The sequence below is a fragment of the Pseudomonas sp. AP19 genome (assembly GCF_001728855.1).
In the GTDB taxonomy this organism is placed as follows: domain Bacteria; phylum Pseudomonadota; class Gammaproteobacteria; order Pseudomonadales; family Pseudomonadaceae; genus Aquipseudomonas; species Aquipseudomonas fluorescens.
The window spans coordinates 1-23,660 of record NZ_LXJP01000046.1; the positions used below are offsets into that span (position 1 = coordinate 1).

The 23,660-nt window shown below is 53.5% G+C and carries 27 protein-coding genes; 26 read left to right on the plus strand and 1 reads right to left on the minus strand.

The genetic code is table 11. The features are described from left to right. Positions 1-29 precede the first annotated feature (29 nt). From A7D21_RS25395 to A7D21_RS25505, 22 genes are all read left to right on the plus strand, one after another. The gene (locus A7D21_RS25395; RefSeq protein ID WP_032905001.1) at positions 30-545 is read left to right on the plus strand and encodes a type 4 pilus major pilin; all 516 of its coding nucleotides are present in this window, start codon (positions 30-32) and stop codon (positions 543-545) included. A 10-nt stretch (positions 546-555) separates the two neighbouring features. Further along, complete coding sequence (locus tag A7D21_RS25400; RefSeq protein WP_069552960.1) at positions 556-1,497, plus strand: ATPase, T2SS/T4P/T4SS family; 942 nt, start codon at positions 556-558, stop codon at positions 1,495-1,497. Beyond that, positions 1,487-2,752, plus strand: coding sequence for a shufflon system plasmid conjugative transfer pilus tip adhesin PilV (pilV, locus tag A7D21_RS25405; protein ID WP_069552961.1), 1,266 nt, complete (start codon positions 1,487-1,489; stop codon positions 2,750-2,752). Before A7D21_RS25400 ends, pilV begins: the two co-directional genes overlap by 11 nt. Positions 2,753-2,806: 54 nt before the next feature. Next, positions 2,807-3,247, plus strand: coding sequence for a type IV pilus biogenesis protein PilM (gene pilM / locus A7D21_RS25410; RefSeq protein ID WP_069552962.1), 441 nt, complete (start codon positions 2,807-2,809; stop codon positions 3,245-3,247). Between the two features lie 927 nt (positions 3,248-4,174). Beyond that, on the plus strand, positions 4,175-4,480 hold the full coding sequence (locus A7D21_RS25415; RefSeq protein ID WP_020302990.1) for a hypothetical protein: 306 nt from the start codon (positions 4,175-4,177) through the stop codon (positions 4,478-4,480). Positions 4,481-4,786: 306 nt separating this feature from the next. Beyond that, positions 4,787-5,041 carry a hypothetical protein gene (locus tag A7D21_RS25420; RefSeq protein ID WP_020302989.1) on the plus strand — a complete coding sequence of 85 codons (255 nt, stop codon included), beginning with the start codon at positions 4,787-4,789 and terminating at the stop codon, positions 5,039-5,041. A gap of 97 nt (positions 5,042-5,138) precedes the next feature. Beyond that, positions 5,139-5,645: an STY4534 family ICE replication protein gene (locus tag A7D21_RS25425; protein ID WP_069552963.1), complete on the plus strand. Its 507-nt coding sequence runs from the start codon at positions 5,139-5,141 to the stop codon at positions 5,643-5,645. A gap of 96 nt (positions 5,646-5,741) precedes the next feature. Further along, a complete protein-coding gene (locus tag A7D21_RS25430) occupies positions 5,742-6,059 on the plus strand; it encodes a hypothetical protein (protein WP_069552964.1) in 318 nt (105 codons plus the stop codon). Between the two features lie 110 nt (positions 6,060-6,169). Beyond that, on the plus strand, positions 6,170-6,505 hold the full coding sequence (locus A7D21_RS25435; RefSeq protein ID WP_069552965.1) for a hypothetical protein: 336 nt from the start codon (positions 6,170-6,172) through the stop codon (positions 6,503-6,505). Between the two features lie 106 nt (positions 6,506-6,611). Further along, a complete protein-coding gene (locus tag A7D21_RS25440) occupies positions 6,612-7,262 on the plus strand; it encodes a DUF3275 family protein (protein WP_069552966.1) in 651 nt (216 codons plus the stop codon). Further along, on the plus strand, positions 7,259-7,522 hold the full coding sequence (locus A7D21_RS25445; RefSeq protein ID WP_069552967.1) for a hypothetical protein: 264 nt from the start codon (positions 7,259-7,261) through the stop codon (positions 7,520-7,522). The genes A7D21_RS25440 and A7D21_RS25445 overlap by 4 nt, the downstream gene beginning before the upstream one ends. A gap of 77 nt (positions 7,523-7,599) precedes the next feature. Next, entirely contained in the window at positions 7,600-8,205 is a 606-nt protein-coding gene (locus A7D21_RS25450) for a hypothetical protein (RefSeq protein ID WP_069552968.1), read from the plus strand. A 22-nt stretch (positions 8,206-8,227) separates the two neighbouring features. Next, positions 8,228-9,685: a DUF6094 domain-containing protein gene (locus tag A7D21_RS25455; protein ID WP_069552969.1), complete on the plus strand. Its 1,458-nt coding sequence runs from the start codon at positions 8,228-8,230 to the stop codon at positions 9,683-9,685. A 105-nt stretch (positions 9,686-9,790) separates the two neighbouring features. Next, positions 9,791-12,031 carry a DEAD/DEAH box helicase gene (locus tag A7D21_RS25460; protein ID WP_069552970.1) on the plus strand — a complete coding sequence of 747 codons (2,241 nt, stop codon included), beginning with the start codon at positions 9,791-9,793 and terminating at the stop codon, positions 12,029-12,031. A gap of 193 nt (positions 12,032-12,224) precedes the next feature. Further along, positions 12,225-14,132 (plus strand): acyltransferase family protein, encoded by a 1,908-nt coding sequence (locus A7D21_RS25465; RefSeq protein WP_305885081.1) that lies wholly within the window; start codon positions 12,225-12,227, stop codon positions 14,130-14,132. Positions 14,133-14,283: 151 nt separating this feature from the next. Beyond that, positions 14,284-14,994, plus strand: coding sequence for a methyl-accepting chemotaxis protein (locus A7D21_RS25470; protein ID WP_069552971.1), 711 nt, complete (start codon positions 14,284-14,286; stop codon positions 14,992-14,994). 10 nt (positions 14,995-15,004) lie between these two features. Beyond that, on the plus strand, positions 15,005-15,784 hold the full coding sequence (locus A7D21_RS25475; RefSeq protein ID WP_083272237.1) for a TIGR03759 family integrating conjugative element protein: 780 nt from the start codon (positions 15,005-15,007) through the stop codon (positions 15,782-15,784). Next, positions 15,769-16,326, plus strand: coding sequence for a lytic transglycosylase (locus A7D21_RS25480; protein WP_069552972.1), 558 nt, complete (start codon positions 15,769-15,771; stop codon positions 16,324-16,326). The genes A7D21_RS25475 and A7D21_RS25480 overlap by 16 nt, the downstream gene beginning before the upstream one ends. After that, positions 16,323-16,826 (plus strand): integrating conjugative element protein, encoded by a 504-nt coding sequence (locus tag A7D21_RS25485; RefSeq protein ID WP_069552973.1) that lies wholly within the window; start codon positions 16,323-16,325, stop codon positions 16,824-16,826. The genes A7D21_RS25480 and A7D21_RS25485 overlap by 4 nt, the downstream gene beginning before the upstream one ends. 264 nt (positions 16,827-17,090) lie before the next feature. After that, complete coding sequence (gene traD, locus A7D21_RS25495; protein ID WP_069552975.1) at positions 17,091-19,319, plus strand: type IV conjugative transfer system coupling protein TraD; 2,229 nt, start codon at positions 17,091-17,093, stop codon at positions 19,317-19,319. 17 nt (positions 19,320-19,336) lie between these two features. Then, positions 19,337-20,092 carry a TIGR03747 family integrating conjugative element membrane protein gene (locus A7D21_RS25500; RefSeq protein ID WP_069552976.1) on the plus strand — a complete coding sequence of 252 codons (756 nt, stop codon included), beginning with the start codon at positions 19,337-19,339 and terminating at the stop codon, positions 20,090-20,092. A 9-nt stretch (positions 20,093-20,101) separates the two neighbouring features. After that, complete coding sequence (locus A7D21_RS25505; protein ID WP_069552977.1) at positions 20,102-21,568, plus strand: UvrD-helicase domain-containing protein; 1,467 nt, start codon at positions 20,102-20,104, stop codon at positions 21,566-21,568. 58 nt (positions 21,569-21,626) lie between these two features. Here A7D21_RS25505 and A7D21_RS25510 read toward each other — a convergent pair whose 3' ends face one another. Beyond that, complete coding sequence (locus A7D21_RS25510) at positions 21,627-22,112, minus strand: hypothetical protein (RefSeq protein WP_019819657.1); 486 nt, start codon at positions 22,110-22,112, stop codon at positions 21,627-21,629. A 165-nt stretch (positions 22,113-22,277) separates the two neighbouring features. Here A7D21_RS25510 and A7D21_RS25515 point away from each other — a divergent pair, with 165 nt between their 5' ends. The 4 genes from A7D21_RS25515 (at position 22,278) to A7D21_RS25530 (ending at position 23,648) form a co-directional block, all read left to right on the plus strand. Further along, a complete protein-coding gene (locus A7D21_RS25515; protein ID WP_069553002.1) occupies positions 22,278-22,589 on the plus strand; it encodes a hypothetical protein in 312 nt (103 codons plus the stop codon). Between the two features lie 157 nt (positions 22,590-22,746). Further along, the gene (locus tag A7D21_RS25520; RefSeq protein WP_256556363.1) at positions 22,747-23,055 is read left to right on the plus strand and encodes an RAQPRD family integrative conjugative element protein; all 309 of its coding nucleotides are present in this window, start codon (positions 22,747-22,749) and stop codon (positions 23,053-23,055) included. After that, positions 23,052-23,291: a TIGR03758 family integrating conjugative element protein gene (locus A7D21_RS25525; protein WP_019819651.1), complete on the plus strand. Its 240-nt coding sequence runs from the start codon at positions 23,052-23,054 to the stop codon at positions 23,289-23,291. The genes A7D21_RS25520 and A7D21_RS25525 overlap by 4 nt, the downstream gene beginning before the upstream one ends. A gap of 18 nt (positions 23,292-23,309) precedes the next feature. After that, positions 23,310-23,648: a TIGR03745 family integrating conjugative element membrane protein gene (locus A7D21_RS25530; protein WP_069552978.1), complete on the plus strand. Its 339-nt coding sequence runs from the start codon at positions 23,310-23,312 to the stop codon at positions 23,646-23,648. Positions 23,649-23,660 lie beyond the last annotated feature (12 nt).

Consider the following 23,660-nt stretch of genomic DNA (forward strand, 5'->3'; position numbering starts at 1 on the left):
TTAAATAAACCCAAATGAGGTCGTTAAAGATGAGAACTAATACCCGCCAAAACCAACGCGGATTTCTTTCCTTGGACGGGATGTTCTGGCTGATGCTGATTGCCGTGGCACTCGGTTTTATCGTGTTCATGGGGTACAGGACGTTCGGTAGCTCGGACGTCACCATTGAACAGAGCAACCTGGGTACCTTGCTGAGCAATACCAAAAGGCTGAAAAGCACAACTGGGTACGCAACAGCCGGTACCAACCTGGCCCCGTCGTTGATCAACCTGGAGGCCACAGGTGGTATGAGCATTAATGGCAACGCCTTATCCAATCGTTGGAACGGAGCCGTTACTGTGACCAGTAATGGTATGACCTTCACCATCACCGAATCCAACCTTCCGAAGAACGCCTGCATCACGCTTGCGTCCAACATGGCGAAGGACAAGCAGACCACGACGGCGATCAACGGTGGTACTGCCATTGCCGGCGAAATCACAGCGGTAGCCGCTGCGACCAGTTGCTCATCGGATGCCAATACCATCGCCTGGACTTCGTACTAAGGAGTCCAGTGTGAGCGTGATCTCCGAAGCAGAATTCGTTGACCTGTATCTGGGAGACGGGTTTGCCGACGCTAAAGGCATGCCGGGTCAGCCGCGTACCGTTGAAGCGCCGACTGAATGGATGGCTGACCTAGAACGGCTGCGTGAGCAATGCCTTGAAAAATACACGTCAACTCAAGATCCGGAGTTCACGCTGATTGAAGATGGAATCGTTCTCCGTGTTACTCAGCTCATAGATTTAAACGGCAAGCCAGTGTTTGTCCTCAGTAAGTCATCGGTGCAAATCCGTCCGTTGGACATGCTAGGTCTGCCCGACTATCTGCAGGATGTTCTAATGAGTGACAGAGTGCGCGGTCTCATTTTCATCTGCGGCGAAATGGGCACAGGAAAAACCTCAAGCGCAGCATCACTGCTGACGGCCCGTTTGAAAGCTTTGGGCGGAATAGCAGTGGCTGTTGAAGATCCTCCTGAACCTTTACTGCATGGAAAGCATGGTGACGGTCGCTGCATCCAGGTTCCTGTTTCCAGGCGCATGGGTGGCTATGAGGAGGCTTTAATTCTTGCACTGCGAACCAGGGCTGACCTTCTTTTTGTGGGAGAGGTACGTGACAGTCCTACCGCTGCTCAAGTCATTCAAGCGTCAATCAACGGGCATCTCATTATTTGCACTGGGCACTCAGGCGGCGTGGCTGACGCCATTGAGCGTTTATCCGCGATGGCTCAGCCAATTTTAAAAAACTCTCGAGAGTTACTTTCCAGAGGACTGGTGGCCATCATTCACCAAACCCTGTCAAAAAACTCTGACGGAAATACTCGGCTGACATTACAAAGCCTGTTGTTCACGGGGGAGGACGGCCCAAGCATCCGCGAGAAAGTCCATGCAGGAAAGATCAATCTGCTCGATCAAGACATCGCCAACCAATCATCAAGGAGCCTCTGGAATGACCAGTAAAACTAAACAACAGGGCTTCTTGAGCCTAGATATGGCAATCGGGTTGCTCGTATTTGGTGTCGTTGTGACCTTGGCGATGGTTTGGCAAATCAAACAAATGGATGCCCAGGATTATCGAATTGCGGCCGATCAACAGCGCACTATTTCAGAGGCCCAGGCCAAGTACCTGAAAGACAATTTCAACGTAGTGCTCGCCAACGCGTCTGCGACCGTGCCAGTACAAATTACGGTGCCGATGCTCATCAACGCTAATTACCTGCCTGCAGGTTACAGCTCCACCAATGTTTTCGGGCAGACCATTCTAGGCCTTGCCCGAAAACCCAATCCCAATCAGCTAGAAGCGATTGTGGTCACAACGGGCGGACAGACGCTTCCAGAAATGGGTGTGCGTGCCATTGCTGAAAACCTGGGAGGACCTGGTGGTTTCATATCTACAACCAACCCTAACGTCGTTCAAGGCATCCGCGGTGGTTGGCAAGTCGCGCTGAGTAATTACTCAATTGCGCCTGGGCCAGGCCACACAGCCAGTGCACTGTTTCTCATGGACGGCGCCTTGGCCAACGATTACTTATATCGAAATGCTGTGCCAAACCATCCTGAGCTCAACACGATGAATACTGACCTTGGTATGGGCAACCACAACATTAATAATGCAGGGAGCATCTCCGCCTCTGGCAACGTTACGACTGGAGCCGACGTGACAGCTCGCAACGTCACAGCCACCGCGAATGTGAACGCGGCGACCGCGAACGTCACGGGCGAAACGTACACGGGTGGATGGTTTAGGACTCGGGGCGATACTGGCTGGTACAGCGAAAAATGGGGAGGCGGTATCTATCAGAACAGCCCCGATTGGGTCCAAGTGTACAACGACAAAAACTTCTCAACCGGCGGCCAGCTCTGGGGGGGGAAGATCACTTCAACAGGCAAAATAACAGCCTACGATCGAATCGCTACCAACGAATTCATCTCCGTCGGTGGCCTCGCTACTGAAGGATCCGCATGCAGTGATCGAACGCTCATAGCAAAGAGCGCGGTGGGAATAATGCTCTCTTGTCAGCAAGGTGTGTGGACAGCGAACAGGGGCGACCCAACAGGTGTCGGGACTGGTTTCATGACAGGGATCGCAGGGCAGTATGTAAACAGAATCACAGGGGGATATAGCTGCCCTACTGGGTTAGTCCCAAACTTGATTGGTGGTATCCAAATTGGTGGGTGCAACCCTTGCTTGAGTTATTCCTGCAGTAAGCCGTGAACCTATCGGCAGCTTGCTAACCCGGTATTTGAATCAGTAATAGGAGCACTGACCATGACGATGTACTGGGCAGTTTTGATGGTACTGATAATTGCAACCGGCATTTCCATAGACAGCCAGCATCAGGCACAGTATGCCTCTGACTACGCAACACTGGATTCACTGAGTCGCAATTTTCTGATTTACCGATCGGCTGCAGCCGGGTTTGCGCAATCCAATCCTGGCTTCTCTGGAAAGCCTGGCGACACTGCACTGAACCTACCGATGTGGTATGTGAAGCCGCTCGGTATTGAGGCCTACATCAATGCCGGAACAACCTACACCTTTTACAACGGCACGGCGCCGGCAGGGATGCCATCGACGCTGGTCGATCTGACTCAGTCGACTACCGTTGGTGTAAATCGCTCGGGAGTGCTTGTCTCCCCGAAAGCTGGAGTGACCGGTATCCCCATTCCATCTGTAATTCCTGACGGTGCCGTCACTGCAGTGAACTGATCAAAGCCCAGGTCAAAACTGGCTATGTTGCATATCGCCCAGCCTAACAACATAATGCACGCAACAACGTTTCCACCCCGTTGGCTACTGGCGGTCATCAGTAGCGCCCGGAGATGCGGTTCGCCTCATCTCCATCCCCAAAGCACGCTGAGCTCCGGGAAGGGCGTGCGGATCTGGTTCAAAGCTCTCCCTGTGTCTCCCTGTTCAAGCCAGACACGCAGCCGTCTAACTCGTGAATTGCGAGTTCAAAGGCACATAGGGCTTTGATGAGGTTCGAAGCACAGTAATCTCAGGGCCACACTGGTGTTGTGGCCCACATTTTTTAAAGCTCACACAAAGGGTAGCCTGATGATCTTGCGAAGGATTATCAGGCTACCCTTTGGTAGCTGCTTTTCCCTGCCGGTGGCCCGCCGGCGAAACGCAGGGCTCCCTTTGTGCGCGGATGCGTGCCTTATGTTTGCTGGCCTCAGCCACGATAATCGGCCAGGTGTAGGAAGTGAGACGTTCAGATCACAGCCCAGGGATCGATGACGCCTTTATCCCGCACAGGTGGTATTTTTTTCTGAAAGACGCTTAGTACTACATCCGAGAGTGACTGTTGACCCAGCTACTCTCGGTAGCTTCTCCTGCAAAATTCGATCTGCTTTGACCTCCCCGAAATATCCCTCCCCGCTTGACACATCACTATCCCCCCTTCGATGATATGGACGTGTTTTGCTGACGTCGTCAGCATCATGCCCAGGCAACCAGGATCTTTAAGGTTGCGACACGTCAATCGTGTTGATTCGCCCAAGACCGCTGAGCTTCTGGTAGCGCGGTCGGTCGACAAACGTCGATAGAAGCACCTTATGCTACTCACCTCGCGGGGAATCACTTCCCCGACAGGGCCAGTGTTTTCTCCGCATCTCAACCTGCAGGAGAATCACCATGTCCAAACTCACTTATAACTTCGGTTTCGCACTCGGCGTTGTTGCCCGAGAGTTTTTGCGTGCCATGAAGAAATCGAACATACGTCCAGCAGATAAGCCGCAGGCGAAGTCTCACGGGCAGCTTCCACCACCCTGCGTTTCTGACAGCATGGTGCGTGAAATGGATCACTTGCCAGCCATGGTCCGTGCCAAAGGTGTTGATCTGAATCTTTGGTACAAGGCTAATACTCGTGAGGTCGAAAAGCCGGTGCGCAAACCGCGTTCCCGGGGCAAGGCTCAACAGCTGACACCTGTTGCTTGCTAAACCTCTCCTCATTCACCCCAGCAGGGAAACCTCCCGCTGGGGAGGTTTCTCTGAAACCCTTCAGCTGGGGCTTGACAATCAGCAACAGGATTTTCATGCTGTGTCCATGTATAGCTGACGTCGTCAGCAACATGCCCATGTAGTCTGGATCCGAAAGACTACGATGCGGTTTACCGCATTGATCCACTCCCAAGATCGCCATAGCTTCCGGTAGCGCGATCAGTCGACTTTGTCGATGGAAGCACCTTTCCCACCCATGACGGGCCTTTCCCGTCAGGGCAGGCCTCTCACTTTTTTGGAGGTCTGATGAAAACCGAACTGGCTCTCTACCAAGCGCTGATTTCGATCAACGTTCCGGAACAGAAAGCAAATGCTGTTATTGAAGCTTTGGAGACCGACATGCAATCGCTACTCGCAACCAAGGCTGATATTGCCGCTCTTCGAACTGAACTGAAATCTGATATCGCTCAGGTCGAACTCAAACTCACTTTGCGCATGGGCGTCATGATGTCATTTACTGCCGGTGTGATTATCACCGCAGTGAAGTTCATGCTGCACTAAGCAAACCCTTTTGCTCTACCCACCCTCGCGGGGAATACTTTCCCCCAAGGGCGAAGTGTTTCTCCGCTTTCTGCTATTTCGAAATTGGAGAATCACCATGAGCACTACTCAAACCAACGAAACCAAGTTTTTCGACCTGCACACCACTGGTATTGGTTATCTCAACCGTATTCGTGAAGTGAAACCACGCGGCAAAGGCAAGCCATTCATGGCTGTCACTGTTGCTGCATTACGCGGTTCGTCTGACGACACCGAGTACTCCTACATCGACTGCAATGTCGTCGGCGCCGAAGCTGAAAAGCTGATTCGTCGTAGCCAAGCTGCTGTTGATGCAGGAAAGAAGGTCCTTGTGAGCTTCCGTATCGGTGACATCTGGACCGACTGCTTTATCTATGAAAAGGGCGATAAGAAGGGTCAACCTGGGGCAAGCCTCAAAGGACGTCTTCTTTTTATCGGCTGGATCAAGGTCGATGGCGATACTGTCTACCAAGCCAAACCGAAAGATTCTGCTGAGGCCCTTCCTGCCCAGGATCGTGCTGCTGTAGATGACTCGGATGACAACGGCCAAGGACAGCCAGATCCTGAACAACGTCAATCAGCATGATTGAAATCATGGCGCCCCCTGGGCGCCTTTCAATATTCATATCGAAGGGAACGCCTCCCTTCGGGATTGGTGATTTCCGAACGCTGGAGATAAACCATGATGATGAATCCTCAACGACTGCCGCTGCTGACCGAAATCGGTCTTTTAGCTGCTCAAGCAAGTGTTTACAGTAAGCTGGATAAGCTACTGCCGAGCAACCCGACACTCGATCCCGATGAAGACCCGCGCTATACCCCTACTACTGATCTTTGGTTAGAAGTACTGGATGGGGTGATCACATTGGCAAAGATGGACCATCGAGATGAATTCAATCCCGAAAACAGCCCAATGTTGTCGGAGTTCGGACTTCTCAAGGAATATCGAAGGGCTCGTTGGGAGTTGGAAGATGAGCTTGTGCACCCCGAATACTACTAACCCGCCAGGAAACACTGGCTGACTCTCAAGCTGATTCCAAATCAGCATAAACACCCATCGGGAAACCATCTCCCGAACGGGCCAGGTGGTTTTCGCACCTGGAGATTTACATGCTTACCACCAATAACCTCGTATCGTCTGACTTGCTCAAACTCCCGGTCGTTTTAACGCCTCGAGCCTGGCAAGAAGCGGTGCATATTGAAAACCCACAGGATGTATCTGTTATCAGTGAGCGACTGGGCAATGTTGTCCTGGAGGCCTACCGAGAGCTGAATTTGCAACCTGACAGCGATCTGATCCATTTCGGCCTTTATCGGCTGCTGCCCGCCGGCAACAGCACAGATCGAGTTTGGTTGGACCTGAAAATTGACAGAATTGAATCGCCACCTGGCGCTTTCTACCTCTACATCTCACTCAAGGAAGAAACCCATACCTCCTGCCCATAAACCATTCTGAACTCACTGCACCACCCCAAGCCCGACACTGTCGGGCTTTTTTAATTGTGCGAGTAATGCACTCGTAGCCTTACACCCATGCAGTGTGGAGCTGCCCATGATCAACATCCCAGGCCAGTTGGCCATCCGCACTATCAGCGGCCGCAATGGCGACTTTAACGTCGGCCGGCTATCCACCTCAATCGGCGAGTTCGTTATCAAAGACGCGCTTCTCGACCAATACGATGAAGGCAAATACAGAGGCGATTTCCTCATCACTGAAATACGCCCCTCGTACTACTCAACCGCTGGACGGTTAGTGGTTGAGATCCGGGCCAAGCTCGAAAGCATGAGTCTCGACGACGTGGACAACTTGACGGCGGAAGATGCTGCCAAGCTTTCACCGAGCGAGCCAGATCCTATAGATGAAGAGTCGTCTTCAACTCAAACAAAGCCTGCGCGACATCGCAAAGCGTTGACCACCACGTCGGTATGCAACGTCGACAAAGCATCATCATCAGAAGACGCCCCCTTTGGAATGCCACTACCCAGCTCGGAAAAGGCCACAGAGCTAGACGCGGTACTGTTTGGCACGATCTGGCCATTGGGGGATGCGGTCAAACTTGACACCACCGTTGACCGTCAGCGCCTACGTCAGCAATGCACTCGCCTCGGCGAGCTTGGCTATGTGCTGGACTTCAAGCAACAAACCTGGAACTGCCAATCTCCCATCTTGCTGGAGCTCCACCACCAAGGAAGCACTTCATGAATCCGACTTTTTCAGACATCGGTGAGCACATTCTGCTGACCGTCGAAGACCAACTGACCAACAACCAAGTGTCCGATGATGATGAAATGCGCGAGCACTTCATCGAAATCGGACTGACAGAAACGCAAGCGAACGCTGCCTTACAACTGCGCCCTCTGTACCGGGTCAACCTCTACATGATAGGTCAATCGCCGTTGTTCCAGGGCGACACGACCACAAGCTTCGATCCACACACCCGCTCATTCAAGCGCGATCGATAACCCACCAACCATTAACCCCGAGGGGCAGTGTCCTGCCCCTTCAGGGCGGGGCCGCCCTCCGATTCGGAGGATGCTCAATGTCCACACCTTCTCTCACACGGCTGTATCAGGTTGACGAATGTCCTGATCTGTACGTCGATGCCTGTGCCTGCGACGCGCAACGCAACTTAGTGTTTCTCTCGGCCTGGGGCCGTGACACGGCACTGCAGGAGTTCTTGGCCAGACTGACCCTCGGCTCCGCTGAAAACGGTCTTGACCAGTTTCATATCGTCGCCGACGGCCGGAGTCTTCCTGTCTTCCCCAACGTCGACCTGCTGGAAAAACGAACCACCCGGCAATTTCGCGGGACGTTATTCGGCAGCCTAGTACACCTCTGGCTGTTCGACCGGCGCTGCGCGCAGCCCGACCGGGCAAACCACTTCTCCTATGCCCTTCTACAGGACGGGCAATCGCCTCTTCAAAAGCTTTGGCCCCTGGTCATGGATACATGCCCATTACCGCTGCTACCGCATTGGCATAACGAAGTTATGGAAGTGCTCACCCAACACGACATGTTGCAGTCCCTACCGGGATCGTTAGGTGCTATCTCGGCCTGGCGTTTGTCGCTGCAGCTCGACGTTCTTGAACCCGCCCTGGGTGATCTGATCCGCCAGGGGCTTCTCTCAACCCACGCTCAGTTTTGAGCCTTCATTCAGGAGCCTCATCATGGCCTTGATGTTCCCACGCTTGGCGCGCAACTTCGCTCGCAATGGCTACTACCCTACCGACGAAACGACTCTGGAACGGACCCTGCAGGCATTGGCCCCCTCTCCCACCGGCAAGATGCGGATCTGCGATCCATGTGCCGGCGAAGGGGTTGCCCTGGCCGAAGCAGCGCATTTTCTTGGGCGAGACCGCACAGACACATTCGCAGTTGAATACGACCAAGAGCGTGCTGAGCACTGCAGGACGCTGCTGGATCGCGTGCTGCACAGCGACCTCATGGACACTATGATCAGCCGCCAGGCCTTTGGCTTGCTCTGGCTCAACCCACCCTACGGCGATCTGGTTGCGGACCACTCTGGCGCTTCGCAGTATCAGGGCACAGGACGCCGGCGCCTGGAGAAGATGTTCTATCAACGGACGCTTCCACTGCTGCAGTACGGCGGCGTATTGGTATTCATCGTTCCTCACTACGTCCTGGACGACGAACTCTGCAGTTGGCTCTGCAATCACTTCACTGAACTGCGGATCTACAATGCCGCTGATCCAACCTTCAAACAGGTAGTGATCTTTGGTATTCGTATCCGCCGCCAGGACCTGGCTCGACCGCAAGATGTCAAATACGTACGCGCACGATTTCAGGCGATCGGCGCCGGGACGTTGAATGCAGAAGTGTTACCTGAGAGTTGGTCTTGGGAGCCCTACAGGGTCCTGTCATCGACCAGCGAACTGGAGCACTTCTATCGCATCAGCCTCGAACCGGAGCAGCTCAGCTCTGAAGTCAAACAGCTTCGCGGTATGTGGCCAGACTTCACCCTGCACTTTGGTCAAACGGGTGTTCAACCACGGCCACCAGTACGAGAACTGTCCCGTTGGCACTTGGCCTTAGCCCTGGCTGCCGGCGCAATATCGGGGGTTGTTACCTCGAAGTCCGGGCGAGTGCTGGTGCTCAAAGGCGATACCTACAAAGACAAGGTTCGCAAGACCGAGTTTACCGAAGACCAGGACGGCAACGTTTCTGAGGTAAGGATCCTGACCGATCGTTTCGTGCCTATCATTCGGGCATGGGATATGACGCCGGGATCTGCCAACCAAGGACGCGTTATCACCATCACCTCTTCGGCGGATCGACAACCTGAACCAGACGAACCGATTGCACCGGTAACCTCGAACATCACCTCACGGGTGACGTTTGAAGCCGGACGCCTGGTATTGACCCAATCAGTACACCACCTGGTGGAACTTGGCCACCTCGACCCAAGCACCTACTTGCGACGGCATTTCTCCGGCGACTGGGGGGAGCTGCCCCAGGAAGACTGGAGCAGCAACCAACGAGCCCTGACCACTGGAGAGCGTCTGTTCTCAAGCTACGACATCGACGCCGGGGACGAAACCCGGCTCTGGATCATCACTGAAGCCGACCGAAGCGTAACCACCTTGTTGCTGCCATCGGACTACTGATTCTCTACCAGCCTATAAGGCATTCCCATATCCAACCCCCAGGGTATTCACCATACCCCCAGGGGTGTCGTGCATGCCCTGTTTATCCTTTCAGGAGAAACAAACATGAACGACCTATCACATACCCCACTTTCACCACTTTCCATCGGTTTGACCGAATTCATCGACGAGTTCGGTGATGAGCTGCTGGACTCACTCAACCGATCAAACCCACCGGTCTACGCAGGTCACATCAACCCAACCCGGCAACGGGTGTTAAATGAACTCAAACGTCAGCCCTTTTCCGCTCAAGCCGAAGTGGTACAAGCCGTTGCAGCGTTATTGTTGGATCGTAACGAGCAGGCTGCAGTTATCAACGCGGAGATGGGGACTGGCAAGACCATGATGGCCATCGCTGTAGCCGCCGTCATGCACAAAGCCGGCTATCGCCGCACCTTGATCGTTTCGCCTCCACACCTGGTCTACAAGTGGCGGCGAGAGATTCTCGAAACCATCCCAGACGCCCGCGTCTGGGTACTCAATGGACCCGACAGCCTGGTTAAGTTGCTGAAGCTGCGCGACCAACTGAAAGAGCCTTACGACGGGCGGCAGGAGTTCTTCATCCTCGGGCGCGTGCGCATGCGGATGGGGTTTCACTGGCGCTCGGTGTGTTGGCCGCGCCGTGCGGGTGGTAACCATCACCTTGCCGGTTGTCCAGACTGCGGGCGGCTGCTGGAAGACCAGGAAGGCAACCGGGTTACCGTCGAAGAGTTTCACCAAGAGGAACGCCGTCGCATCTGCCCTCATTGCCAAGGCCCACTCTGGACGCTGATGCGCCCAGGCAAAGCTGAAAGCGGAACACGCCGAGCAACCATCTTGAAGTCAATGTGCCGGATTCCGACCATTGGCCCGGTGCGCGCTGACAGACTGCTGAACGACTTCGGGGAAGACTTTCTCGCCTCGATGCTGATCGATAACGTCAGCGAGTTCATCAACCTGATGGACGCTCAAGGCAATTTCATCTTCAACGACCGTCAGGCCAAACGCATGGAACGTGCCATGGCCAACATCGAGTTTGGCTTTGGTGAAGGCGGCTACCAACCCACGGAGTTCATCAAGCGCCAGTTGCCTGATGGGTATTTCGACCTGCTAGTGGTGGACGAAGGCCATGAATACAAGAACAGTGGTTCGGCCCAGGGCCAGGCTATGGGCGTACTGGCAGCTAAAGCACGCAAATGTGTTTTGCTGACCGGTACGCTTATGGGCGGCTATGCCGACGACTTGTTTTATCTGTTATTTCGGATCCTTACACGCCGCATGATCGAGGACGGTTATCGACCAAACGCACGCGGCAGCATGGCCCCTGCGGCCATGTCGTTCATGCGGGATCACGGCGTATTGAAGGATATCTACACCGAGCGAGATAACGAGTCACATAAAACCGCCAAGGGTAAAAAACTCTCAGTGCGAACGGTGAAGGCCCCAGGCTTTGGTCCAAAAGGTATTCACCGGTTCGTGCTGCCATTCACTGTCTTTCTGAAACTCAAAGATATTGGTGGGAACGTGTTGCCGGCGTACCAAGAGGAGTTCATCGACATAGCTATGTCTGCTGAACAGGCTTCGGCCTATCAGCAGTTGGCAGGAAAACTGACCCAGGAGCTTCGCCAGGCACTGGCACGCCGAGATACGACCCTTCTGGGGGTTGTACTCAACGTACTGCTGGCCTGGCCAGACTGCTGCTTCCGGCCGGAGATTGTCAAACATCCACGCAGCAAGGACACGCTGGCTTTTGTGCCGTCGATCTTTGCAGATGAACAACGTATGCCCAAGGAACAGGCACTGCTCGACCTCTGCCACACGGAAAAAGCCAAAGGCCGCAAAGTCTTGGTCTACACCGTGTACAGCGGCACTCGTGACACCACTTCACGTCTCAAACGGTTGCTGGAACAGGCCGGTTTGAAGGTAGCGGTGTTAAGGGCGTCAGTCGATACCGCCAGGCGCGAGGATTGGATTCTCGACCAGGTAGATCGTGGGATCGATGTGCTGATCACTAACCCGGAGCTGGTTAAGACCGGTCTGGATCTGCTCGACTTTCCGACCATCGCGTTCCTACAGACGGGGTACAACGTGTACACCCTTCAACAGGCAGCTCGGCGGTCTTGGCGGATTGGGCAGAAGCAAGCCGTGCGGGTGATTTTCTTTGGCTATGCCAACAGCTCTCAGATCACCTGTCTGCAGCTGATGGCCAAAAAGATCGCCGTGGCGCAAAGCACGTCGGGAGATGTTCCTGATTCGGGCCTCGATTCGTTGAACCAGGATGGGGACTCGGTTGAAATGGCACTCGCAAGACAATTGATTGCTGCATGACTGTATGGCCACCTTCGGGTGGCCATTTTTGTTCAGAAGGTAATCTCAGCTTGTCATATGCAAATTGCCTATGCGGACGATCCTCCTCTGATCCAGAGACATCGACGATAAAAGCTACTGACGTCGAACACCAATTTCTTGTTCAAATGCGACTCCATGGCCACTACAATGCCACCCCACAATGTAGGTGACCATGGACGCGAAGATGCAATTCCGGAAAAGTATAAATGCACTACGAGCACTGGCGGTTCTATCCGTAGTGCTTTTCCACTTCCAAATCAGTGGATTTGCTGGGGGATTCGTAGGGGTCGACGTTTTCTTTGTGATTTCCGGCTTTTTGATGACCGGAATTATCTTCAAAGGTTTACAGGCACAGAACTTTTCTATTATGAGTTTTTATGTATCGAGAGCTCGCCGCATTATTCCGGCACTCCTGATACTATGCGCAGCACTATTGATATTTGGGTTCATCTACCTTCCTTTAGATGACTACCGCGAAGCTATTCGGTCAATTAAAAGCAGCCTTTTCTTTAGCTCAAACTTTATGTTCGCCAAAACCGGGAACTACTTTGATGCACCACTGCACGAAAACTGGCTACTGCACACCTGGTCGCTATCTGTCGAATGGCAATTCTACCTTGTTTACCCACTGATTTTAATGGGCCTTCACAAGTTGTTTGGCACTCAAAAAACCAAAATATCTTTGATTTTTCTCGCTATAGCTTCTCTGGCAACTTCGATCTATCTTTCGAATATTGATCCGGTCTTCGCGTTCTATATGCTGCCTACTCGTGCTTGGGAGCTAATCGTCGGCGGATTGGTATTTTTGTACCCGCTTCACTTCAGTAGACGACTCGGATATGCGTGTGAGGGCCTTGGCCTAGCAGCTATTCTCATGAGTATTTTTTGCTTCACTGAGCAAGACACTTGGCCAGGTTATCTAGCCTTGGTTCCTGTTCTCGGAGCAGCCCTTGTAATTTCAGCCAATTCACAATCGATTTTTGGCAATAATCGAGCACTACAATTTACAGGCACAGTTTCATATTCTGTGTACCTATGGCATTGGCCGCTAGTTGTATTCCTGTACACCTGTGGCTTATTAAATAGCTTACCCCATGTGGTAGGCGCGATTATTCTTTCTTTTGTAATGGGGACCCTCTCCTTTTACTTTGTTGAATCGAAAACAAACAAAAAAACATCTCCACGCAAAGCCGTAATACAATATATATGTATAGTTGTGGTCATGGTTGGTATATCTGCCATCACCTCCTCCGTGGTTAAAGATCACCCTGAAGTAAGGTTTGCTTACGTCGATTTAGGTCGACCAGAATACACCAGCAAGCTTTATGATCGAGAATGCTACCCCAACCCTTATGGTGCTGCTGATTGCAAGCTTGGCTCTGGAGAAGTATCTGTCATATTGTTCGGCGACAGTCACGCAGAATCGACTGCAGCAGCAGTGCAAATGGAAAATAAACAAGCGGCTTTGTCTTGGGCTCGTGGTGGCTGCCCGATACTGCAAAACTTTGATATGCATGACAAAGACCTAGCTGATAAATGCCATGGATTTATGCGTGAAAAGTTGGATAAACTGGCTAATTCCTACCAGGGCATTCCCGTTATTCTATTTAGCCGGGCAGCGATGTATTTGGACTCCAACCGTGGAAATAGCTATCACACCTATATAACAGGACAAGAGCATCTTCAAGGTCAGGAATTTATCAACGCCTACACTTCAGAATATGCAAAAACAGTATGTTCTATATCTGAGCATCACCCTGTATATATAGTCAGACCTATCCCCGAAATGCCGTTTAGCGTTTATAAAGGACTAAATCTGCATAAGCGAATCTTTCAAAATGAGTCTGATATTTCGATTTCACTGTTGAGCTATCAGAAGCGAAACCACGATGCCAACAATGCAATAGATGCTGCGGCAAAACAATGCAATGCCACTGTCATTGACCCGACTCCATACTTATGCCCAAACGGGCAATGTATGGGTTCAAAGAACGGAGTGGCTTTATACTATGATGACAACCACTTAGTTGACGCAGGAAATGAACAGCTTAAAGGTTTGTTCAGGAACGTTATGAAATAAGGTTCAGCTCACGCCACTCGCATAAGCTGTCCATAGGCAAACCGGTGAAAACCGGTAAGCCCTAAAAACAAAGCTGCCTGGAAAACATATTTCCTACTGCACCTGATACGCCGGTTTGAGAAGGTGTCTTCGCTTTTGCGCGAGGACGCCCATGAACCTACCACGCCCTACCCGAACCACTGTGATACTCAGCCTCTGCCTCGTCGCCCTGACAGGCATGCTGGCCTATGAACATTATCAACTGTCCTTACTCAGGATCAGCATGTCTACGACTGCTGATAAAGAGTCCCTCGATGCAATGCTGACGCGCCTGAGCAAAGTCGATGAACGGCTGGACACTGTGGATGGCAAGCAGTGGGTCAGCAACGATGACTTCCGCTCCGGACAACAAGCACTGTCAAATCGGATCGATGCCGCACAGGCCTATGCGAAACAAGCAACCGAATCAGTGCAGGATCTCTCTCGTAATGTTGCGTCTTCAGGTGAGCTAGTGGTGCTCAAGGCAAATGTCGAAACCCTCGATAGTCGCGTTCACGAATTAAGCCAAGCCCAGATCAAGCAATCTTCAGCCCCACCGTCTAAGCCCAAAGCTGTTGTACGCAAGCCTCGTCCCGCTCAGAAGCCCAGTACCAGCGTTATCACACCGCAAGCGCCGCCCTTCACCATCGTCGGTATTGAATACCGGGGCGGTGAGCGTTTTTTGTCCGTAGCACCGCCTGGCAGCACGCAGTTAAACCAGATCTACCTCATCAGACCGGGTGATGCCGTGGCCGGTACGGCCTGGCGCCTAAACGCTCTGGACGGCAAATCCGCACGATTCGAGGTGGCAGGAACGCCGCAAACCATAACCGTCGCGCAATAGGACCTCCTTTATGTTTGGCCTTCTCACACTCTCAAAGAAAATGAACGCTAAAAATGCCTCGTTGATTATTGGTCTGGCAGCCATTGTGATGGCTTATGGTTGCTCAGCTGCACCTGGGCCTTCTACGTCCATCACCAGTACGCAAAACAGCGAAACCCAGAACTCTTCTCAAGGGGCCAGCCAGACAGAACTGGCCCGCGAGTGGGGATTAACACCCCAAGAGTGGAGTCGCTATCGCACCGTCATGGAAGGTCCCCGGGGCATCTATTCACCAGGACTGGATCCTCTGACTGCACTGGGTATCGAAGCTAAATCAGCGGAAGAACGCCGGCGTTACGCTGAACTGCAGGTGCAAGCTGAACGGCAACGTATCGACAAGGAACTGGCTTATCAAAAGGCGTATGACCAAGCCTTCGCTCGCCTATACCCCAACGAAAAAGTCATTCAAATTTCATCAGAGTCGCTGTCTCCTAAAACCTCCGGCGCGACAAATGCTCTCAAAGGCTCAGGTCGATTAGCCGTATTTGTTCAAGACCGTTGCACCAGCTGTATTGCCCGGGTGAAAGACCTCCAGGCTCAGAAACAACCCTTCGATCTCTACTTCGTGGGCAGCCAAGGGGACGACGAGACCATCCGCCGCTGGGCAATCCTGGCTGGCATCGAGCCAACCAGCGTACGCAGCCGCCAGATAACACTGAATCACGATGCCGGCCGCTGGCTTGGCCTTGGGCTCGGCGGCGAGCTTCCTGCTGTGGTGCGCGAGGTGAATGGGCAATGGCTGCGACAGTAGTACGCGCCGTATTGGCTGGCTGTTTTATGTTGGGCGCGGCGTTGGCCAACAGTGCGGAGGTTCCTCCACCTGCCTATCAATTGATTGCCTTGCCTGCCGGCGTTCCGTCCGAGGTGCTCTATTCCGTCGCACTGCAAGAGAGCGGGACGCGACTACGCGGCCAAATAGTGCCCTGGCCATGGACATTGAATGTCGCCGGCGCCGGCTACCGGTTTGCAACCCGTAGCGATGCATGCAGGGCATTGATGCTTGCGCTTCAGACCGCTGGGCCCAGTCGAGTCGACGTAGGTTTAGGGCAAACCAACATAGGTGCCAATGGTCACCGTTACAGCTACCCGTGCGAAGGTCTGGATCCCTACAAGAACCTCTCCGTTACCGCCCAGATCCTCGCAGAACAAAAAGCCAAGGGCGGAGACTGGATCACGGCCGCTGGCCGTTACCACCGACCGGCTGGTGGCGAACCTGCCGCACGCTACCGACGTGCCTTTGCCAAACACCTTAGCCGAGTAACCGGCATCAACCTGATGGCGAACAACCCATGAAAAAACTGTTGAGCTTAATACTGTTGCTGTGTTCGGCCTCGCCCATTGTGGCGTATGCAAGCTCATTGATTGTGGTTGAAGACCGTGGCGGCGTTTCCGCCCTGCCCTACTACCAAGACCTGGTCCCGGAACCTACCGGCCAGTCTGCACCGTTAGAAAACATCGGAGTGCGCGGTCAAGGGTCGTTTCCAGTGCGCTCAGACCAACTGACACCTGGAGAACTACAAGGCCGGGTAATCAATGCCCCGGGTCTGCAACCACTGTTCTTGGTTGGCGACGATGAGCTGTCTAGAAACTGGCTTTCACAACGCCGCGATCAACTGCAGCAACTACACGCAGTCGGGATCGTAGTGAATGTGGCCAGCGCCGAACGCTTTGCCGAGGTGCAGCGTTGGGCGGATGGTCTTCAGATGGTCCCAGCCCCCTCGAATGACCTGGCGCAACGTCTTGGAATCAAGCACTACCCGCTGCTCATCACTGCAACAGCCATTCAGCAATAGGAGGCAAGGATGCCACCACCTCAGTCACTCACCGTGGTGATCAGACAACCGGAAGACCCGCGAACATGCCAGCTCATCTTGGAGCAAGTGAGGTATGTGGTCTGGCTGTATGGCGGTCGTGTGACCTCGACAGAACAAGGTGATGCCATCGCAATGCGCTTGAAATTAGCTGATCGATTGGCTTCACACGAGATATCACAAGTAAGCCAGGAGCTGGACGAACAGCTCCCGTTGAAAACCCCTTAGCTATAGAAGGCTCCAACCATGGCCGGTTCTTTCACCATTGAGGCATTGCTCCGTCCTGCCGTCGAGCTTTACACGGTCTGTGTCTGTGCCGCAGCAGCTCTGCTCTGTATTTACGCCCCTTGGGCCTTTGCGCTGACGCCCTTATTTGGAGTGATGTCCGCCTTTGGCTTTTTGATTCTTGGATATGTGCGCCTGAGACAGGCTTTGGTTGTATTGCGGTATCGACGCAATATTCGGCGTCTCCCCCACTACACCATGACCAGCAAGGACATGCCGGTCAGTAATGAACGCCTGTTCATCGGTAAGGGCTTTCGCTGGACTCAGAAACACACCCAGCGGTTGATGGACACCTATCTGCCCAAATACGCCGAGTATGTCGAGCCAACCTCGATCTATTCCCTGGCACGGCGCATCGAGGAGCGGCTGGAGTTCGCCCCCTTTCCACTTAGACTCCTGACCAAAGCCACCTCGTGGAACGTAGCGATTAACCCGGTGCGGCCACTGCCGCCAGTGGGTGGATTACCGCGTTTACACGGTATAGAACCCCATGAAATTGACGTTAGCTTGCCGCTGGGTGAACGGGTTGGTCACTCCCTGGTGCTGGGTACGACGCGGGTGGGTAAGACCCGCCTGGCGGAACTGTTTATCACCCAGGACATCAGACGCACCCGTAGCCGGTCTCGACGCCGCGTTCAGATGGGTCGACGCGTTCAGCCAGTCCATCGAAGCCAGCGCACAGCGGCACAAAACGAAGAGATGAACCTTGATCGCGAGGTGGTGATTGTCTTCGATCCTAAAGGCGATGCCGACCTTCTCAAACGCATGTACATCGAATGCATGCGTGCCGGCCGACTGGACGAATTTTATGTATTCCACCTGGGATGGCCTGACTACTCCGCACGTTACAACGCCGTGGGCCGCTTTGGCCGTATTTCAGAGGTGGCGACCCGAATTGCCGGTCAGCTATCAGGGGAAGGCAACTCAGCAGCATTCCGTGAGTTCGCCTGGCGGTTCGTCAACATCATCGCACGAGCCTTGGTGGCCCTCGGCCGTCGGCCAGACTACGAGCAGATCCTCAAGCACGTGACCAACATCGATGCGCTTTTCATCGAGTATGCACAGAAACACTTTGCTGAACATGATCCTAAAGCCTGGCAAACCATTGTCGAGCTTGAGGGCAAGATCGATCGCAAAAACCTCAGTTTCGCCATGAAGGACCGTCCACTACGTGTAGTGGCCTTGGACATGTACTTGACTCAGAAGCGCATATCGGACCCTGTGATGGAGGGTCTGCGATCAGCAGTGCGCTATGACAAAACCTACTTCGACAAGATCGTTGCCAGCCTGCTGCCGCTGCTGGAGAAGCTGACCACAGGACGAATTGCCGAGCTGCTTTCGCCTGACTACATGGATCTTGAAGATCCGCGACCCATCTTCGACTGGATGCAGGTCATCCGTAAACGAGCGGTGGTCTATGTGGGACTGGATGCATTGTCGGATACCGAAGTGGCTGCGGCCGTTGGGAACTCCATGTTCAGCGACTTGGTGTCAGTCGCAGGTCACATCTACAAGTTCGGTATCGACGACGGCTTGCCCGGTGCCTCCGGCGCCAAGGTGGCGATCAACGTCCATGCCGACGAGTTTAACGAACTCATGGGCGAAGAGTTTATACCGATGATCAACAAAGGCGGCGGCGCCGGCATGCAAGTCACCGCCTATACCCAGACCATGAGCGACATTGAAGCCAAGATCGGTAACCGGGCCAAAGCTGGCCAGGTCATCGGTAACTTCAACAACCTGTTTATGTTGCGTGTGCGCGAGACCGCCACTGCTGAGCTGCTGACCAATCAATTACCCAAGGTTCAGGTGTTTACCAGCACACCGGCCAGCAGCGCCAATGATGCAATCAACGGCAAGACGGCCTTTACCTCCAACACCCACGATCAGATCCAAAGCGTCAGCGTGCCAATGATCGAGCCGGCGCATGTGGTTGCTCTGCCCAAGGGGCAATGTTTTGCCCTGATCGAAGGCGGCAATCTCTGGAAAATCCGTATGCCGCTGCCGGCAAGTGATCCGGACGAGGTGATGCCCAAGGATCTGCAGGCCCTGGTTGAAGGGATGCGTAAAGGATCAGGAACGAACAGCGAATGGTGGCAGGCGCCGGGATATCAGTCCCTAAGCGAATCGCTACCCGAAGACCTGGTCGATGATTTCCGCCTGATGGCCAACGACGACAAAGTCGCTTAGGGTAAAGGAGCAAAGCGATGGCCGATATCGCGGAAAAAGCCCAGCAGCAGCAGGAAGGGCAAAAATCCTTTCTTGGCATGGTGTTCGCGGCGCCCTTCCACTTCCTGGGGGTGATGTTCGGCTCACTGCTGGGCGCCATCCTCGTTGAGTGGCTGTGCATGTACGTGTTCTGGCCGGATGCTGGCTGGAAGCACGCCCAGCAGATGTTTGAGCATGAACTAGGCTGGGTGTCCCAGGACTTGTTACACAGCGTTGTCATCAAAGAACCGGGGCGCACCGCAACCTGGCTGGCAAAAACGACTTATGACTGGCTGATGGTAAAAAGCGGCCTGCAAGACAGCATTAACTCATTGACCCAATACGCTCGCTCCACGTCGCCGCAGCACGCCGGCATGTTCGACCTGCGCTACGAACTCGGTCGGGTCATGATCAAGTTCCAGGATTACGGCTTGGCCATGCTTTATACCGTGCTCACCTTTTGCGTACGAATGGTCATCCTGATACTGACAATCCCACTGTTTGCACTGGCGGCGTTTACGGGCCTGGTGGATGGCCTGGTGCGACGTGATCTACGCAAGTTCGGCTCCGGCCGTGAGTCGAGCTACCTGTATCACAAAGCACGCGGAACCATTATTCCGCTGGCCATCGTGCCATGGACGATTTACCTGGCTATCCCGATCAGCATCAGCCCCCTGCTTATTTTGCTGCCGTGCGCGTTGTTATTGGGCGTATCGGTTTACATCACTGTCTCCAGTTTCAAAAAATACCTCTAGGAGCTGCCCATGCAGTGGACACAAGAACAGCAGCCCATCGTCGATTCAACAGCAGAGAAGCTACTGGTCCAAGCCTTCGCCGGCACAGGCAAAACCACAACACTGGTTGGTTATGCCACCCACCACGCCTCGGTTAAAATGCTTTATCTCTGCTACAACAAACCCGTCGAGCTCGCTGCCAAGGGACGCTTTCCTCGCAATGTGGTCTGCAAGACGGCGCATGGCTTGGCTTATGCGGTCTATGGCAGCCAATACGCCGCCAAACAGACCAATAACTTACGCCTCACCGATATCGCCAGGGCCATCAATACCCAGGACTGGGAGCTGGTACGAGATGTACTGAGTACGCTGAACAACTTCATGGCCAGCGCCGATAACGAGCTCGGCCGCGGACACTTTCCCAGGTTTCAGGGTCAACGAATGCTCACCAGCGCGCAGGAACGATTTCTGGACAGTGCACTGGGTGTCGCCAGAATTATCTGGAACCGGATGATCGACCTGCAGGACACGGGAATGTTGATCACCCACGATGGATATTTAAAGCTCTATCAGTTGAGTAAACCTGACCTGAGCCAGCGATTTAAGGCGATTCTGCTCGATGAAGGTCAAGACGTGAACCCGGTCATTGCCGACTTGGTAAGGATACAGCGCATCTGCAAAGTCACCGTCGGCGACCCTCACCAGCAGATTTACCGTTTCCGTGGTGCCGAAGACGCTCTCAACAGCGATTGGATGGCCGATGCAGAGCGCCACTACCTGACCCAGAGCTTTCGCTTCGGTCCAGCAGTCGCGCATGTGGCCAACATCATCCTTTTTTACAAGGGTGAAACTCGAAAGCTGCAAGGGTTAGGCCCCAAAACCCAGGTTAAACGTGCGCTTCCTGAAGACCTACCGCATCGCACATACATCCATCGCACGGTTACCGGCGTCATAGAGAACGCGCTTAGCTTGGTAGCGAGCAAGCCTAAGATCTATTGGGTAGGTGGCATCGACAGTTATTCATTGCGCGACCTGGAAGACTTGTATCTGTTCAGCCGCAACCAAAACCAATCCGTGCAAAACCGTAAGTTACTGCGCGATTACCGGGACTTCTCGCAATACGTTGAAATTGCCGAGGTGAGCCAAGACTCGGAGATGCTGCGATCGATCAAGATCATCGCTGCCTATCCCGATCTGCCTCAGCGCATCCAGACACTGCGGGCTCGGTCAGTAGACAACGAGCTGGATGCCACGATTACACTGACCACAGGGCATAAAGCCAAGGGGTTAGAATGGGATTTTGTGAGCCTGTATGACGACTTCAGCGCTGACCCGCTGTCGCCCGATATCGATCAGGGTCGCAAAGACGACGAACTGAATCTGCTATATGTGGCCGTGACGCGGGCAATGAAGATACTGGCGTTAAACTCGATGGTGTTATCCATCATGCAGCGCTATGTGGATGCAAGAACATCTCTAGCAGGGCAAGTACGCTAAAAGGAATTCGCACCCAGCAGAGCGTCTTTGATACCTCTGTTAGGCGGCTCATAGACGGCTAGTAGGGAGACTCCAATTTCTGCTCATAATCGAGATCTTCTTGCGAGATGTGGAAGAAATCTTTTTCAACGCCGCATATTTTTATCGCACGCTCTAATGAGACGTAGTCCCAAGCGGGTTTAAGATCGCGATCAAAACTCACCAACGCATATGTATCTTTGTCGGATGAAATGCCCACGCCCTTGGGGTAATGCTCCACCCATGAGCTGCGGGCTAAAATTTCTGAAAAGCTCAACTCGCGCTTGAGACTGTACCAATGTGGACGCTTTATTTTGAATAGGCCAGATTTCTGCAACTCACTCACGGCTTTTACGAAAATTTCTTCAACAACATTAGTCACGGATGTGCCGGTGTAATTTTTGAGCTGGGAACATAGAAATATAGACGTTCCATCTGAATTCACTCGCACCCTTAAAAAACAAGTACCTATGTGATCATATCCAGGAAACTGAAAGCGTCGAAAATCTTTTTGATAGGCCGTCATAAGACGCTCGTAGTAATGAGATTCACTAAGATGCTACACCGACCAGGCTTAAACGTCAGCTTCGCCAAGCAACGAAAATCACCGATTCAGTCGCAGAGTATTTCCGGTTGATTACACATCCTCAATACTGAAAACCTGGCAGCTCCACACATGAAGGATGTCGCCATGAGTCGCCAGGCATTTGAATACCATACCGAGTTCGCCCCTCTGCACTATCTCGTCCGAACCAAAAAACTCTTCATGTTTAAGTCCGAAGAGCCATCTACCGATCCTGACGTTCAAGGCTTCCTGCAGGATCCGGAACATCAGCAGCGCCTTGCTCAGCTAGGCCAAGAGGGCTGGGAACTGATCAGCGTTCAACCCGTAGTCAGGGGCGAAGTCCAGATTGGCAATCAAAATGCCCAGGGCTGGGCATACGGCATTGCCTTGCCCACCGGCTATCTTCTTTTCTTCAAGCGCTCGATCCAACGAGACTGAGGGTGCAGTTACCGTACGAAGAAATCCTAACGGCCCGGAATATGGTTTTCTTGCGGCGACTATAGTGTGATCACGGCAAGCTGACGGCAACAGGAATGACTTGAGCCTAGCCGTGATCCAGACACTGCGCCTACCCGCCCTTACATGCCGATTCGTATTGACAGGACTGATCTCGCTTTTCGGGATCATTCTATCTACCTCCCAAGCGGTAGCTGCTTCTGCCTCCGAACAGGCCAACCTGGACGTCATGATCCGCCAGTTGAATGCCTTGGAGGACACAGCACGTCGTAGCGCTCAAGTAGCAGACGAGCCGGGCAAACGGTACTTCTTCGATTACCAGCGCTTGGCGGGTGACATCGCCCGAATCCGCAATGGCTTGGAGGGCTACCTGACGCCAAGCCGAGCCCAACCTCGGGATCCAGCCGAGCTTTCGGGCCAATACACCACCGAAGGTCGCAAGCCATGAGCATGAACGGCGCTCAGGCGTCCGCCTTTCAAGCGGCGAGTGGTTTCCCGGCTTCGTCGAGCTACCTATTTTTCGTCGGCGTGGCCGTGGCTATCACGTTCGTGTGGGGGGCCTGGGCCGTCTGGAGCTGCTACCGAGGATGGGCCACCGGCAACCTTGACCGGACGATTGCTTCGACCTCTTTGGTTCGCATCCTGCTGCTTTGCATGATCCTCACCACCTTTGTACTCAGTTGATCGTATTGGAGACTCACCATGAATTTGCTTTCACAAACACGCTACATGCTGATCGGCATGCTTGCTCTTCCACAACTGTCCATGGCTGCCCTCCCCCAGTCACAGCCTCCGACTCGAGGTGAGGGATCTAACCTGATGCAAACCATGCAGAACTACGCCTTTGACGGCATGTCGCTGATAGGTCTGATCGTCTGCGCCGTCATTTTCATCGGGGTAGCGTGGCACGCCTTCGGCGTTTACCACGAGATCCAACACGGCAAGAAGAAATGGGCTGATCTTGGAGCAACGGCCGCTGTCGGTGTGGCTATCTTGGGTGTCGCCATCTTTCTGATCACCAGGGCAACTACCATTCTTTAAAGAGCCTTGGCC